Source organism: Rubinisphaera italica (assembly GCF_007859715.1).
Classification (GTDB): Bacteria; Planctomycetota; Planctomycetia; order Planctomycetales; family Planctomycetaceae; genus Rubinisphaera; species Rubinisphaera italica.
On record NZ_SJPG01000001.1, the window covers coordinates 5,606,883 to 5,621,675 of the forward strand.

Sequence of the window (14,793 nt, forward strand, 5' to 3'; positions counted from 1 at the left end):
TTGTCAGGCAGTAATCGCTGCCAAACATTGCACCTGAATTCAAAACGACGCACAGATTTTATGTGCGTCGTTTTTTTATGAATTTGACCGCGTTTCAAATGAAAACCGAATCTATTTCGACAGTCTGGAAAAGGAACCAAATCATCGGGGATTTGGAAGAATCCAGATTGGGTGGCACGACCCAGAACGAAGTGATGGGCGTGGTGATCGCACCCGACCACGCCCTTCGCGATGCTCAGGGTCGTGCCATCCATCCGTTACAAAAGCGACTGGGTGGCTGGGGTCGGAGCGAAGCGGAGCCCCCAGATGGTTGACATCTCTACGAACTCACCATACTTCAACGAATGATCTGACTAAAATTCGGAATTATTAATAAAAGAACCACGGATGGACACAGATTTCCACGGATATTTTTATCTGTGTTGATCCGTGTCCATCCGTGGTTCTTTATTCGTATCTGAGATATTGTAAATTACAATTACAAGTAGAGTGTAATGAGTAAGATTGACATGCCATGCTACCTTGTAGTTAGTCAGTGTATCATCTCTGGTAAACCGATTTCCATGTGAAAATGGGTTTCATATTGTAGTTATTCACCGCCACAAAACCTGAATCGACTTCACTTTCGACGGTGTGATATCCGCCTGAGGGTCTGAACGTGAAAGCAGCAGTGTCGAGTCGACAGGTTGAGGAATGAAGCGGGATTTGAGCAGGAGACGTTTGGGTTGATTCACAAATTCCCGCAGCAGCATCATTTTGACGCCTTCGTCTTTCATCCGCTGACAAAACGCATTGAGCAAACTGTTCGTTTCTTTTTTTGTCATCTCCTGACACGCCAGAATATCGACAATGGCAGCCGGGATGAGCCCCCGCAGATGAATGCCGATTTTGTGATAGTTCAAGAAGCCCACGATTTTTTCATCGCGAGTCACGAGCATCGTATTTACGAAATCGCTGTGCTGAAGTTGTCGCTGTAACCGATCGGCAGGCCACAAGATGGCAAGGTCTGCCGTTTTTGCTTGACGGTTAATCAATTCCTGACAACTCTGCAGATCTTCAGGAACGTAATCGCGAATTGCTACATCAGAAGAAACAGGATCGACATTACACACGGCATTCGGGAGAACCTTCATCATCGTCCGTTCGAACGTATTGTTCGTCCAGTCGATAAAGGTTTGCGAATCGAGCAATCGAACCCACAATCGAACCGGCTTTACGAAGCTCGTATTCTCTTTGGCGGTCTTCCAGAATCGCGGTCCAAGCGAAGTTTTCCCCGTTCCAAAAGCATAGCCAACGCGTGCCAGACAATTCCGTTCGCGTTGGCGCTTCGCGACTTCGAGTGCCATCATTTTGGCAGCTCCTGCCCGACGAACTTCGGGGTCAACCGTCAGCCAACTACCCTGTGCACCAATAACTTCTTTGCCCAGATACCACATTGGGAAAGGCATTGCCAGCAAAGTTCCGACAAGTTTGCCCTCTTTCCAGGCGGAAATCAGATACTCGCGATCAGGAATTTCCGGGCCTGTCATCTGCCAGTTGAAATAAGCCGGACTCCAGTCTGGAACGGCCATTTTTTCGGAATAGGACTTGAGCCAGTTCCCGACGATAAACTCGCTCAGCTCTTCCGCCGATCCATCGTATGTTCGTATTTCAATCGACACAGGAACTCCGAGTGAGACAAAACCAGTCTCGATTTACTTTCATCTGCCAGTAGTGGATTGTTCCGTTTAAAACTTCGGGTTGTGTGCTACTGGCTTAGCCAGTGCAAGTTGAGACTAACGCTGAAGTTACCTGGCACTGGCAAAGTCAGTGCCACTCTATTATTTAATTGTAACAGACCCATAGTCTATTACGTATAGTTTTCGCAACATTTACCTTAGCGACCTCTCCAGGGCAATCGCATGAGATTATGCCTGATTTCCTGTTAAATATCGCAATAAATTCTCTGAATTCCAGCTCGCGGTGAGTCGTTTCGAGCGGATGCTCATTTTTTCGTCGGTGTATCTCTTCAAAATTGTCAGTGCTAATCGGCGGAAGATCGCTGCGTTCGCAGCACCCTCGCCTTTACGGATTCGGCTTGTATCTTCTGCAAAAGTGACGTCCAATGACCAATGCATCTGGTTCTCAATCTTCCAGTGGTCCCGAACGTGCTTAGCCAGGGTTCGCACTTTGGGCGGCAGGCTGGAGATGAAGTAGATCAACTCCTGCGACGTCTTCCCGTTGACCGTTCGTTCGCGGTACACCATCCCAATTGATTTCACATCGACCCACCCGAGTTGTTTCACTTCGGCAGGGGCAGGAAAGACAGTATAGCGTCGATATTCGTCCCGACCTCCGTTTGATTCCCGTGTCGTATGACGCCGAACTTTGGGATGCTGAAAGTCGTTCTCAGAAAGCTCCTCAAACTTCTGATTGATGATCTCATACAACTTCGGTTGATTCCCCTTGACGGTCATCACGTAGTCCGCGTTTTTGCCACGCAACTGCCGGGCTACCGACTTGTTTGTATGAGCCGCATCGACAGTCACAACGGCTCCCGATAGCTCCAGTAGTTCAATCAACTTCGGCATCGCAGTCTTCTCGTTCGTGCCTTCCTCGACCGGTAACTGTCCCAGGCACAAATGCAAATCACCCGCCCAGGCCGTCACAACATTTAAAGCTCCCTTGCCAGCAGCTTTGTCGAAACTCCGCCTGAGAACTTTACCATCCAGATGCACGCCCTGGCTGGCGAGATCACTTTGCAGGGAATCCACCCACTTGATCAAGCATTCCGAGAATGCGACCGGATCGAGTCGTGAAAAGACTCGACTGAACGTATCATGTGAGGGAACTCCGTTTTTGAGCGAAACATATTTCTTGAGGAATTTGAGATGATTGCGTGCATAGATTTCAATCTCCGTCCAATGATCGCAATTGGCAACCGCCCCGCAGAGAGCCAGGAAAATCATATCGCTGAGCGAATGGGTAACTTTGTAGTCCTCTCGTGGATCAGCCAGGTCTTCAAAGAAAAGTAAAAATGACAACGGATTGGAAAACATTGCAAATACCTCGGTCGAAGTTGCAAAAGTCCCTGCGCATAACGAGACCCTCGTGGCCTCAAACACTGAAACTGGTAAGATGCATTTCCAGTGCCATTCTCATGCGATTGCCCTGGCGACCTCTCACGCAATTTCCAGAGAGAAGATTCGATCCCAATCGAGAATTATCAGCTTGCTCTTCAATCCCCAAACATATTTCCCATGCCACCGAGCACCGATCCTTCTCCACGATCACTGCCGCCCATGGAAGGGGCATGTTGAATGACACGATCTGCCAGCCGAGAAAACGGCAGGCTTTGCAATAGTACCGTACCGTGTCCGCGGAGAGTCGCCAAAAAGAGGCCTTCACCACCAAAAAACATCGACTTCAAATTCCCGGCTCGGGCAATGTCATATTCAATCCCCTCCGTGAATGCGACCAGGCAGCCCGTATCGACCCGGAGCGTTTCTCCCTGCAGTTTCTTTTTGATGACTGTTCCCCCAGCATGAACGAATGCTTTGCCATCGCCAGTCAGTTTTTCAAGGATGAATCCTTCTCCTCCAAAAAAACCGGCTCCCAATTTTTTCTGAAACGCGATGGAAAGTTTCGTCCCCTTAGCCGCACACAGGAACGCATCTTTCTGACAGACGACCGAACCACCAATTTTCTGCAGATCGAGTGCGACAATTTTCCCAGGGTAGGGAGCCGCGAAGGCAACCCGGCGTTTCCCCTGTCCATGATTCGTAAAGTGTGTGATAAAAATCGACTCACCTGTCAGCGCTCTGGCCCCGGCACTCATCATCTTGCCGAAAAAACCTTGTGAAGCCTGCGAACCGTCGCCCATCTTGGCTTCGAATTCAATCCCTTCTTCCATGTAATTCATCATGCCTGCTTCAGCGATGACGGTCTCATTGGGATCGAGTTCGATTTCGACGATCTGCATGTCGTCGCCAAAGATTTCATAGTCAATTTCATGCGATTGCATGACAGGCCTTTCCGCGATGATGTTTCGTAAATATGTCGGGAGTGTTCATATAAAATTGTGGATCGTGATTGCTCAAATTTTATAGGATAGGCTCGATGCTTGATAGTATGTTCTGGTATCATACGGTTTACCAGAAATATCTCTTCAGGATTGGATTCCTCCTGATATGTTCAAAATCTTTTCTTCAAATGAAAATCATGCAATTTGCATCTTCAGGCTTGTCGAGAGTTTTTTGCACTCCGTTCGTCATTATGTTCTTGGATTCACACTCCTGCTGCTTTTTGTGACATTCTATTTTGGGTCCGCTGTTCCTCTCAATTGCCTGATGAACCGCATCGGAATTGAAGAATATTTTTTTACGATTTGCATTATACTTTTTATACACCCGTTTATGAACTTGGCGACATTTGGCCTTCCTGGCAACAGTATCTCGATGCACAGGAGACCTATTATCTTTTACTGCTTTATCGGTAGTAACCGCCTCTCGAAATTCGAAAAGATTCTGAAACTTGAAACCCGTTCATTCGGTAATGATTGATATTGCCCGCTAAAATCGCTGAATTTTAATCCATTGTATTTCACGAAAAAAGTAATTAACCATGCACAAATCCCGATTTGCGAGAGTCTTCAGTATTCTGTTCCTGACCCTTTTTGCATTGTCTGGGATCGCTCTCTACGCCGCTGACAGCCCGGCCGTTCAATTCTGCCTGCAAGCTACTCCCTTGCAGGAATGCCTCTCCGGTCAGAGAGATTCTTTTCAGCTGACAGCCGATATCCTGGTTAAGATTGACGGCAAACCACAAAAAATTAAATTGGAACTGATCCGCTACGATAACGAAGCGTTCGACCTCACGGCTCATCATTCCGACTACTCTTTTCAAATTTTCCGCCGATCCGGCAAAACAATTTTCGAACTGCCTCATCATCAGAAACGTTTTGAATCCACTGGGGCACTCGAAACGAAAGATCATCTTGCCGCTCAAGGAATTCTCACACGACTGATCGATGCAGATTCTTCCATCGCCACCTATTTACCGATGCTGCAAACGCCTCCTTCTTCATTGGGCTTCCTCCTGAATCAATTTGTCGAATTCCAGCTCGATGAACAACAGCAACTCTGGACCATTGACAATAAAACCCGCGTTCAAATCCAGGAAGGAAAGACCGCCGCAGAACCCTGGCAAGCCTCATGCAAGTCCGACGACTGGACTTGTGATCTTAGCATCACAGCCGCACCGAAAAGTCTGGCCATCCCTCCGGCTTCAGGTAATTTCGCGGTGGAAACACTCGATAGGAATGTTCTCGAACGACAATTGTGTCGAGGTGTGAAGCGGGCGATTGCGATTCTCTCCCCCTCCAGGCGATTGACCGATCCCACACCAAAAGACCGTAGTGTGGAACATGGTCAACTGCAGTGGGTTGATGGCCAGAGAGTCGCCCTCCTGTGGGGCACACCGGAAGAAATCGGGCAGGCTCATGCCCAACTGCTTTCCCGACAAGCGACCCGCTGTATGGATTCCGTCCTCTACACCTTCGGCACGGTTCAGACCATCCGCACCGGTCGCTGGTTTCAACACGATCTTGAAGACGCTTATGCCCGACTCTCGCCGCACATCCCCGAAGACCACAAACGCGAGTTGACCGCAATGGCCGAGGAAATGGGCTGGGATCCGAATCTGGTGAATGTGCTCAATGTTTTTCCAGAACTCTTCCACTGCTCCGGCTTCGCTGTCTTCGATAGTGCGACCAAAGATGGCACGCTCTATCACGGTCGCGTACTCGATTACATGACGACCATCGGCCTGCAATATTCGTCGGTCACTTTCATTGTCGCTCCGGAAGGAAAAATCCCCTTCGCCAACGTCGGCTACGGCGGATTCACCGGTTGTGTAACGGGCATGAATCAGGCTGGTATCTCGCTCGGTGAAATGGGCGGACGCGGCGAAGGTCAGTGGGATGGCGTGCCGATGGCGACTTTGATGCGGATCGCTCTCGAAAACTGTCAGACGCTTGAAGAAGTCAAAACCTTATGGGCCAGCAGTCCGCGAACCTGCGAATATTATTATGTGTTCGCTGATGGCAAAACGAATGCAGCGGTCGGGGTCGCGGCGACTCCCGAGAAAATTCAATTTGTCGAACCGGGCGAGTACCACGAACTGCTCGGCGAAGGCATCCCCGATGTCCTCGCCCTCTCTGCCGGTCAACGCCTGCAAACTTTACGCAGCCGCATTCAGGAAAAGCACGGCCAGATCGACACCGAAACCGCCCTCTGGCTCATGAGCAGACCCGTCGCCATGCAATCCAACCTCCACAACACCCTCTTCATCCCCAAACAAGGCCTCCTCTACGTCGCCAACGCCGACCACAAACACCCAGCCGCGGAACGGCCGTATGTGAAGCTGGATTTGAATGCGTTGTTGAAGGAGATAGACGAGTTGAAGTCGCAAGAGTAAATTCAATTTTCGGGTAGCCCAGAGAATCTCAAAGTGTTCTCTATAATCACCAGCAGCGTTCGGCAGGAGCAAACTCAGTGTTTTACGGTCATTTTGAGTCCAGGCGACTGCAGAAACCATTTGAAAATGGTCTATTACCAGAATTGAGTTCTACGATGAAGATCGGGTACTGCCTGACGTACTTGTGTCTAATAATTACGCACAGTGATATGTTGCTCTGAGTGAACCCACGATCCTGAAAGGAGAAATATTTAGCGGTAATCATCTTCACGGCCAATGTATTCGGAGGCAAATTCGTTGAAGATGGTGATCTCGACGCGATCCTGGTTACGGGAGATTTTGCGTTCCTGCTGATCTTGTGGGACTGCAAAATAGACGGCAAGTCGCATGTGGTCCCGTCGGATCTTATTGTCTAACAGTATTTGACGAACCGCTTCGCCTCTCTGATAGCCGAGTTCGAGCATCTGCTCAGAGGTTTGAGGGATCCCGTTAACGATGGGTGAATTGAACGCCCGAATTTCCAGTTTTTGAGGCTTGCCAGCGACTTCACGAGCGATTTTTCGAATTTCAAATGCCATCGCAGCTGAAATTTCTGAACTGCCAGATTCAAACTGGATCGGCACACCAGCCAGTTGCCCCTCGCCTTCTTCAAGGCGTTTGACATGGATATCCCGACCTTGGGGGCCTTTGTTTTTGACTCCTCCGGAACCCTTTTCGGTATCGGCTTGAGAACCAAGCTTTTGCTCTTCGAGCGATTCGACGAGCGAGTTCATTGGAAAGTTTTTCCCCGGCGGGGCCAGCGGCCCAGAAGAATATCCCATATATTGACGGGCAGACTCCATAATGGCGCGATATTTCTTATCGGCTGCCACCTCACTCAGGGAGACCAGCATGATGAAGAATGTCAGTAGAAGCGACATCATGTCCCCGTAGGTCACAACCCATTCGGGGACTCCTGGTGGACCGTCATCATCCATGATGAACTCTCTATGCCGTGGAAGACTGGTATTTAATGGGCAATACGAAGGACGCAATCAGCGGCTCTACACTCTCTATCGACTGCAAAGCCTGGTCGTTTCCAGTAAAGAACAAAGAAGGAATTCGCATTGTCGAGATGACTGGCAGAAATTACGAAATCAGAAAATTCGAAAAAATCGTTAAATTTTCTCAAGCCGACGTGGTTTGAGGTTCGATAAAGATGATGATGCATTCCTTGCATCCCCTTCCCCCAATCCCCCCACCTCAGAAGTGTTCATTAAAATCAGGCAAATCCCCTTTGCCAGATCAGCACTTCATCAGAACTCACGAGACTATCATGAGATCGACCGATCCCCCACGAATTCTGCAAAACACTTCGTTGTTCGCGTCCATAATCCTGGTCAGTAGCCTGACAGGTTGTTGCAGTATGTCTTGCTATGATCCCTGCACGCCATGTTACGATTCCTGCACTCCGTGTGGAATGGTTCCGCAAAACCCCTATTGTGTGGAGATGGCTGTCCCTTCGATTTTTCATCCGATGATGCCGGGCTATTACAATTCGTGTAATTCCTGCTGCAACACATGTGCATCGCCACCGGGCCGGTATTATCCGAAACGGCCAAATATCATGACACGGGAAACATTCCGACCAGATTTGTGCCGACCATCGCATCGCCGAAATCGTTGTGTCGAAGACTACTGTGTGGAAGATCATTGCCTGGGGAATGGCGGCTGCGTCGAAGTCCCTTCCTGCGTGGCTCCACCCGATTGCTGTGCACCGGCAACCTGCGTACCAGTAAGCTGTGCCGTGCCAGGTTATCAGGCGCGTGTCGGATATCAGGGGATGCCGCAAACGGCTGCCTATTATGAAGATGCGAGCATGATGAATGAGCCCAGAAAACTAAATATTGATGTTCCTCTCCCCGTCACAGGGAAATTTCCTGAAGAAGCAACAGTTGCCTCAATGCCCGCAAAAATGCTTGTGGATGAACCTGAACAGGAAATGGAATTTCTCGCTCCCATCCAGTCTAAAGGCGATGCTCCTCCAATGTTGCCCATCGAAAGCGGAGTGAAATCGCAACTGAAATCCCCTCAGAAAAAGCCAGTCATTTCATCGTCTGGTGAAACAGAAGGTGACTCGGCTCACGGACCACCCTTGGTTCCGCCAGCCGCCTGAGATCATTTTCAGAAATCGAATGACATTGAAATCATAACGGAATTTTCAATTGAAACCGGGTTTTTCCATTCTGCAGTAAGATCAGCGAGCCGCCGCAGTCCTGAGCGGCCTGACGAGCCAGCGCCAATCCCAATCCCACCCCTTCATTCTTGGTCGTGATGAAGGGATGAAAGATCTCCTCAATGAGATCTTCGGGAATTCCTGCTCCGTTGTCTGAGATTTCGATCAGTGCAGAATTCGAGTCCACTGCCGTGGAGACGCTCACTTCCCCGCCGGGACCGGCTGCTTCAATCGCATTCAGAATTAGATTCAGCAATGCTCCACGCAAAGCATTGGCATCCGAAATGATTTGATCGATTTTCAAACGCTCACTCGTGAACCGGGTTTTATGATGCTCGCACATCGGCTGCACGAGCGAAATCACATCATCGAGAATCTGATCGAGCAGGTCAGCTTCCGGCTTATCAGACTCCCCTTTCGTCAGCCGGAGCAACGCTTTGATCTGCTCTTCGGTGAGAGTCAATTGTCGGATCGCAACCGCAATTGCTTCATCGTTTCCCGTGGCACAGCGTCGCTGATGAAGTTGGATCGATACCCGGGCACCCGTCAGAGAATTTCGCAATTGATGCGCCAGCCCCCCGCTCAGTTGAGCCAGCATCGATGATCGTTCACTACTGCGAATGGATTTCATCGATTGATCGAGCACAACAGACAATTGATTCAAATCCTCGGCAAGATCCTGAAGCTCATCATTAATAACCGGTTTGGGAGTGGCTGAGTAATTCCCTCCAGCCAGTCGTGAGACTTGATGTTGGGCGGATTGGATCCTGCGGGCAATTCGCTGAGAAATCCAGAGGGACGCGAAGATAGTCAGAATTAACAGCAGCCCACCGACGAGGACAGGAGGAAAAATTGCCTGCCAGCGTTCCACCGCCCATTCACTCTCAGGATACAGAACCAGAACAGATTCCGTCCGTGAACTACTCCGCTTAGAGACAAGACCTGCAAAATACCGGCGACCTTCAAACTCAAAGAGGGTTCGTTTTTCCAGAGAATTCCGATTGAAGGAGCTGAGGTTTTGAGAATTTAAGAGAGGACTTGAAGAATCGGCTTTCACGAGAGTCGTACCCGTGACATCCCCATTCTGATTGAAAACCACAAAGTCAGCCTCGGAAAACTGTTTCAACTGCCCGAGGATGGCAGGAGTGAGTGGATAAGTCGCCGTTTCTAACGTGCTGAGCACGTTTTCCATCCGGGCAGTAATCTCCTGATCGACCTGTCGGACTGCAAACCAGGCAGAAGAAATCGCAACAACGAACACCGTTCCGATCTGGATGATCAAAAAGGGGAGTAGAATCTGGTTTCGAATTGGCCAACGCATAAATTGATCCTGTTTCCTCGTGATTTCTGATCAGCATCACCGCTGAGGTGATTTTTTCGCCACTCCCGGCGATCAATTCGCCACGCCATCGAACTCGATCAGAGAAAACCACCGACTTCTGATTGAATTCTAACGATTACATAAAAGGTACAGATTTTGCTAAACGTCATTCTTAGACTTAAATTATTGGAATGAGTGCTTAAAATATGTACTCTAAGATCAGAAAACGAAGGTATTTATGATTCTACGGACCCAAAAAGGCTTTACCTTAATCGAGCTGCTCGTCGTCATCGCAATCATTGCCATACTGGTAGCACTCTTGCTTCCTGCTGTCCAGCAGGCTCGAGAAGCGGCTCGACGGACTCAGTGTAAGAATCATATGAAACAGCTCGGTCTGGCACTGCATAATTATGTCGATGTGAACACTGTCCTTCCACCCGGTGCTTCCGTCGATCTATCCATTACCGCAACCGGCAATAACGGATCCTGGGGAGTTCACGGTCGCATTCTGCCCTATCTGGAGCAAGGTAGCTTGTACGATCAAGTCGACCTCTCGACCGCATGGGATTTTCAGACACCGATTGATGGGCTTAAAATTCCGATCTACGCCTGCCCTAGTGATCCTAAAAGTGATCAGGCTCGCGACCCCGGCAGTGGAAAAGTGACCCTATATCCCACCTCCTACGGTTTCAACTACGGCACCTGGTTTGTATTCAATCCGACTAATAACCAGAGTGGAGATGGACTCTTCTATCCCAACAGCAAACTCTCATTTCGCGATGCCGTCGATGGCAGTTCCAATACCCTGCTCGCTTCCGAAGTGAAAGGCTGGACGCCGTACACTCGCAACGGTGGTCCCTCCACAACAGTCCGGCCGGATACCGTTCCTCAGGCAGAAACAATTGTTACTTCCGGCGCTGATTTCAAAACCAACACCGGTCACACCGAATGGCCCGATGGCCGCGTCCATCATACGGGTGTCACCACAACGCTCACTCCGAATTCAAATGTTACCTATTCCAATGGTGGAACTCTGTATGAAGAAGTCGATTTCAATTCCTGGCAGGAAGGCAAAAACGGCTCGGCTGGTTCACCAACTTATGCCGTCATCACCGCACGAAGTTATCATCAGGGAACAGTCAACGCTGTGCTGCTGGATGGATCTGTGAGAAGTGTCAGCGAGAATATCGACCTCTCAATCTGGCGCGGGGTAGGCACCCGATCTGGAGGGGAAGTACTCGGAGAGTTCTAAATCTGAAGGGTGGCTTCCATGAAAAAGGGTAGCTCAGATAGCTCCGCTAACTGAGTGGACGAAGTCCACAAATAGTCTTCAGTTTGATGAAGAACGCAAAATCAGACTAAATCTATCTAGACCACGTTCCAATTGAAAATTGACGGGTGGCTGGGGTTGAAGCACAGCGAAGCCCCCAGATGAGTTCATCACAAACCCACAAAACCACTAGAGCCGTTTCCATGAATGTGTAGCGGGTGATTGACTGGAAATATAGGGCTCAGACCATAAAAACCCGCTACAGTAATCTGCAAACTAAAGTAAATCTCTCTACCCCGCTGCATTGACCTCTCGAATTCCTTCTCACAGTACCGTAAAATAATCGGATTGCTCCCAAATCATTCCGACTGGAAAGAATAATAAAATGAAAAGCATGTTTCTTTGTCTGATGTCACTGGCACTGGTCAGTTCCTTCAACATCAACTCACTCTCTGCCGCCGACAAGTACCGCGTTGGACCGGATGCCGATCAACTCAAGTCGACCCGACAGGCGGGAATCGATTTCCTGATCAAATCGCAGAACGCAGATGGCAGCTGGAGCAACCCGAAAATCCTCGGCATCTCCGCACTGGTCACGACATCACTGCTGGAAAATGGTTTGTCCCCGGAGAACCCCACAGTCAGCAAAGCCCTTAACTATCTGACACAATTCAAGCAGGATAACGGCGGCATCTACCATCCCGACACCAAACATCGCAACTATGAAACATCGATCATTCTCATGTGCCTGGTTGAAGGTAATCGTGATGGCAAGTACGACGAATTAATTGCCAAAGCTCAGAAGTTCCTCAAAGGCCTGCAGTGGGATGAAGATGAAGGTCTCAATGAAGACGACCCCGCTTACGGCGGAGCCGGTTATGGTTCTCACTCCCGCCCCGACCTGTCCAACACTCAATTCATGCTCGAAGCTCTCCAGAAATCGGGACTCTCAGTCGATGACCCCGCCTTCCAGAAAGCGATCACCTTCGTTTCACGAACACAGAATCTCGATTCCAAATACAACAACACGCCTTTTGCCAGCCGTATTGACGATGGTGGCTTCTACTACACTCCGGCTGCGGGCGGCTCTTCACAGGCAGGCACAACCGACGCCGGCGGCTTACGATCCTATGCCAGCATGACTTACGCCGGCCTTAAAAGTTTCATCTATGCCGGCATGTCCAAAGATGATCCGCGTGTTGTCGCTGCAACGAAGTGGGTGAAAGATCATTATACCGTTGATGAAAATCCGGGCATGGGCGAGCAGGGGTTGTTCTATTACTATCAGGTCTTTGCCAAAACACTCGGATTACTCGGCGTCGAAAAACTCGAAACCACAGATGGCGAAATGCACGACTGGCGGAAAGACCTGTTCAACAAGTTGTCCTCAGGTCAAAAACCCGACGGCAGCTGGACCAACGAAGCCGACCGCTGGTACGAAGGAGATCCCGCACTCGTCACCGCTTACGCATTGTTGGCGTTAGCTTACTGCGACCCCATTCCCGCCTTGGGAAATTAAGTGATATTTGATGTATCCCCTTAATTTACAAGCACGAAGCGCAAGCGAGTGAGTCAAATCAACAAGGAAGCAGAGAGCAACTCAGGTTAGCCCCGAAAGATTCTTTCAGGGCGGTAATAAAAACTAGGCTCTCACACCCCTTGTATTGTAGCGTTTGAGAGCTTTGTGCAATTTCGTGTACCCCGCTTGTCCCGTTTTTGTCCCTGTTGTGATTTTCTGCTGCGGAAAGGGATTGTACAGGGTTTCCGAGGATTCCCACCAGCATAATCGTGCTCAGAATCGTGAAAAAACTGTTCATTGTCGTTATCTCCAAATGGTTGAATGATGACTCATTAGAGTCGTTTCGTTTTGAATGTTGAAAATGGTATCAGGTCATCAGAATAATCTCTGATGACCTGATACTCACAATTTAATCTTCGAGTTGGACTCCAATACCATCGAAGTGTTTGTTGATCATTAAATGCAGTAGCGTCTGTTATCCGGCTTCTGAATGACTTGTGAGTATCACTTCTGATTTTGTCTTTTTCATGGAATTACTGAGCTCCATGAGGAGAATCAAAACTAATCTCCAGCATGAATTTTTGTGATTGATTGTCTGAGAGCTGGTAGTAAACCGCTCCCATGGAGCGATCTGACCTATGTCCCATCCAGCTGTCAATCGCCTTCTGTGGGATTCCAGAATTGACACAGTGAGTTTCAAAAAAGTGTCGAAAACTGTGCAATACTAAACCATCAGACTTTTGTCCGACTGGGATTCCGCATTGACGTGCCGTTGCTTGAACACGTTCCTTGAGGCTTTTGGGATTAATATGGTGATCTCCATCGGGATATCGCGGGCTTGCTCTGGCCGCCAGGTACCAAGGTCCTGAAGGCGATTTGTAATGCAGCAAATAACTTCGCAGAACCGGATGAATGGGAATCTTGCGAGACTGCCTGGTTTTCGTCTCGGCTCCTTCTCTGGAAATAATATGTATCCAGTTATTTTTCAGATCCACATCTTCTTTGCGGAGACGTTTTAATTCTCCGCTGCGAATCCCCGTGAAGGCCAGGATCGCCAGCATAATACGTTGTAAAGCAGATAAGCTTTCTAATATCTGGTAGACCTGCTCCAATGTGGGGACTAATCTCCGACAACTCGATTTCACGCTCGGAATCTTAATTCGATTAAGCGGAGATTCTTTGAGTAAATGTCGACTGACGCACCAATTCAAAAATTGCTTGATGACCATTGATTCGTGATAGACCGTAGCAGGAGCATGAGTTGAAGCACGATGTTTTCGATACTCATCAAAATGCAACGGTTTGATCTGTGCTAAATTACGAATCCCTCTGGCTGCACAAAACTGAATGAAGGTGTTGAGTTCGCCACGATACCGCTCCTGTGTGGATTCTGCTCTTTCCTCAAATGCCAGTTGGCTCAGGTAGAGTTCCTGAGCATCGCAAAGACTGGTTCGTGCAACCTCCTTTCGAAATTCACCACTGGTAAGATTAGCAGCCAGTTGTGTAGCTCTTCGTATCGCTTCTTTCTGATTGCTTGTTTTGAGACTTTTCCGGCAATGTTTTCCCTCATGGGAAAATTCAGCGGTATAAATTTTCTTTTTACCTCGGGGAATAATTTTCACCCGATCTGCGATCAAATAATTTTTTATCATGATTATCTCCAGTCAGGACCGTTGTAGAATCGGTCCAAGGTTTTCTCAGGCCAGAAGTAGATATGTTTTCCGCGTTTTCGGAAGGTTCCATCAAAGCGTCCTTTCTGAATCCACTCGTAGAGAGTTTTCCTTGCAACGTTTAATTCACGAGCAAATTGATCGACTGTCATACCGAACTTTGAGACAGTTGGATCAGATTTCCGAAAGGCTTGAACCGCCCGTTCGATTTCGGTTTTTGAAGCAATATTCCTGGATCCGTTGCGAGACATCGTTTCGTCCTCCTGACGATAGTTGAGCAATGATGACACTCGGCACCCGAATGTCTGACTCATCCCACTATCTCGAAGAGTCCAAAAAAAA

The 14,793-nt window shown here is 48.8% G+C and carries 13 protein-coding genes; 6 read left to right on the forward strand and 7 right to left on the reverse strand.

All coding sequences use genetic code 11. The features are described from left to right. Positions 1 to 98: 98 nt before the first annotated feature. Positions 99 to 314 (forward strand): hypothetical protein, encoded by a 216-nt coding sequence (locus tag Pan54_RS21395; RefSeq protein ID WP_146505482.1) that lies wholly within the window; start codon positions 99 to 101, stop codon positions 312 to 314. A 279-nt stretch (positions 315 to 593) separates the two neighbouring features. Here Pan54_RS21395 and Pan54_RS21400 read toward each other — a convergent pair whose 3' ends face one another. The 3 genes from Pan54_RS21400 to Pan54_RS21410 all read right to left on the reverse strand — a co-directional run bounded on the left by Pan54_RS21400 (position 594) and on the right by Pan54_RS21410 (position 4,003). Continuing rightward, positions 594 to 1,661: a GNAT family N-acetyltransferase gene (locus Pan54_RS21400; protein ID WP_146505483.1), complete on the reverse strand. Its 1,068-nt coding sequence runs from the start codon at positions 1,659 to 1,661 to the stop codon at positions 594 to 596. Positions 1,662 to 1,907: 246 nt separating this feature from the next. Continuing rightward, positions 1,908 to 3,038, reverse strand: a complete 1,131-nt coding sequence (locus Pan54_RS21405) for an ISAs1 family transposase (RefSeq protein ID WP_146501987.1) — start codon at positions 3,036 to 3,038, stop codon at positions 1,908 to 1,910. 179 nt (positions 3,039 to 3,217) lie between these two features. After that, entirely contained in the window at positions 3,218 to 4,003 is a 786-nt protein-coding gene (locus tag Pan54_RS21410; RefSeq protein ID WP_146505485.1) for a TIGR00266 family protein, read from the reverse strand. 599 nt (positions 4,004 to 4,602) lie between these two features. Here Pan54_RS21410 and Pan54_RS21415 point away from each other — a divergent pair. Further along, the gene (locus Pan54_RS21415; RefSeq protein ID WP_146505487.1) at positions 4,603 to 6,456 is read left to right on the forward strand and encodes a C45 family autoproteolytic acyltransferase/hydolase; all 1,854 of its coding nucleotides are present in this window, start codon (positions 4,603 to 4,605) and stop codon (positions 6,454 to 6,456) included. A 251-nt stretch (positions 6,457 to 6,707) separates the two neighbouring features. On the opposite strand, the gene Pan54_RS21420 is transcribed toward Pan54_RS21415, so the two are convergent. Next, on the reverse strand, positions 6,708 to 7,433 hold the full coding sequence (locus Pan54_RS21420) for a flagellar motor protein MotB (RefSeq protein ID WP_146505489.1): 726 nt from the start codon (positions 7,431 to 7,433) through the stop codon (positions 6,708 to 6,710). Between Pan54_RS21420 and Pan54_RS21425 the strand changes: the two genes are divergently transcribed. Next, positions 7,432 to 7,617, forward strand: coding sequence for a hypothetical protein (locus Pan54_RS21425; RefSeq protein ID WP_146505491.1), 186 nt, complete (start codon positions 7,432 to 7,434; stop codon positions 7,615 to 7,617). The genes Pan54_RS21420 and Pan54_RS21425 overlap by 2 nt on opposite strands. Positions 7,618 to 7,771: 154 nt before the next feature. Further along, complete coding sequence (locus tag Pan54_RS21430) at positions 7,772 to 8,611, forward strand: hypothetical protein (RefSeq protein WP_146505493.1); 840 nt, start codon at positions 7,772 to 7,774, stop codon at positions 8,609 to 8,611. 31 nt (positions 8,612 to 8,642) lie between these two features. On the opposite strand, the gene Pan54_RS21435 is transcribed toward Pan54_RS21430, so the two are convergent. After that, positions 8,643 to 9,992, reverse strand: a complete 1,350-nt coding sequence (locus Pan54_RS21435; protein ID WP_146505495.1) for a sensor histidine kinase — start codon at positions 9,990 to 9,992, stop codon at positions 8,643 to 8,645. A 238-nt stretch (positions 9,993 to 10,230) separates the two neighbouring features. On the opposite strand from Pan54_RS21435, the gene Pan54_RS21440 reads away from it, so the two are divergent. Together Pan54_RS21440 and Pan54_RS21445 are read left to right on the forward strand one after the other, a co-directional pair. Further along, positions 10,231 to 11,244 carry a DUF1559 domain-containing protein gene (locus tag Pan54_RS21440; protein ID WP_146505497.1) on the forward strand — a complete coding sequence of 338 codons (1,014 nt, stop codon included), beginning with the start codon at positions 10,231 to 10,233 and terminating at the stop codon, positions 11,242 to 11,244. Between the two features lie 403 nt (positions 11,245 to 11,647). Continuing rightward, entirely contained in the window at positions 11,648 to 12,781 is a 1,134-nt protein-coding gene (locus Pan54_RS21445) for a prenyltransferase/squalene oxidase repeat-containing protein (RefSeq protein WP_146505498.1), read from the forward strand. Positions 12,782 to 13,314: 533 nt separating this feature from the next. On the opposite strand, the gene Pan54_RS21450 is transcribed toward Pan54_RS21445, so the two are convergent. Both Pan54_RS21450 and Pan54_RS21455 read right to left on the reverse strand, forming a co-directional pair. Next, complete coding sequence (locus Pan54_RS21450; protein WP_146505500.1) at positions 13,315 to 14,433, reverse strand: tyrosine-type recombinase/integrase; 1,119 nt, start codon at positions 14,431 to 14,433, stop codon at positions 13,315 to 13,317. Between the two features lie 2 nt (positions 14,434 to 14,435). Beyond that, positions 14,436 to 14,793: helix-turn-helix domain-containing protein (locus tag Pan54_RS21455; protein WP_207310198.1), on the reverse strand; the 358-nt coding region annotated here is incomplete at its 5' end.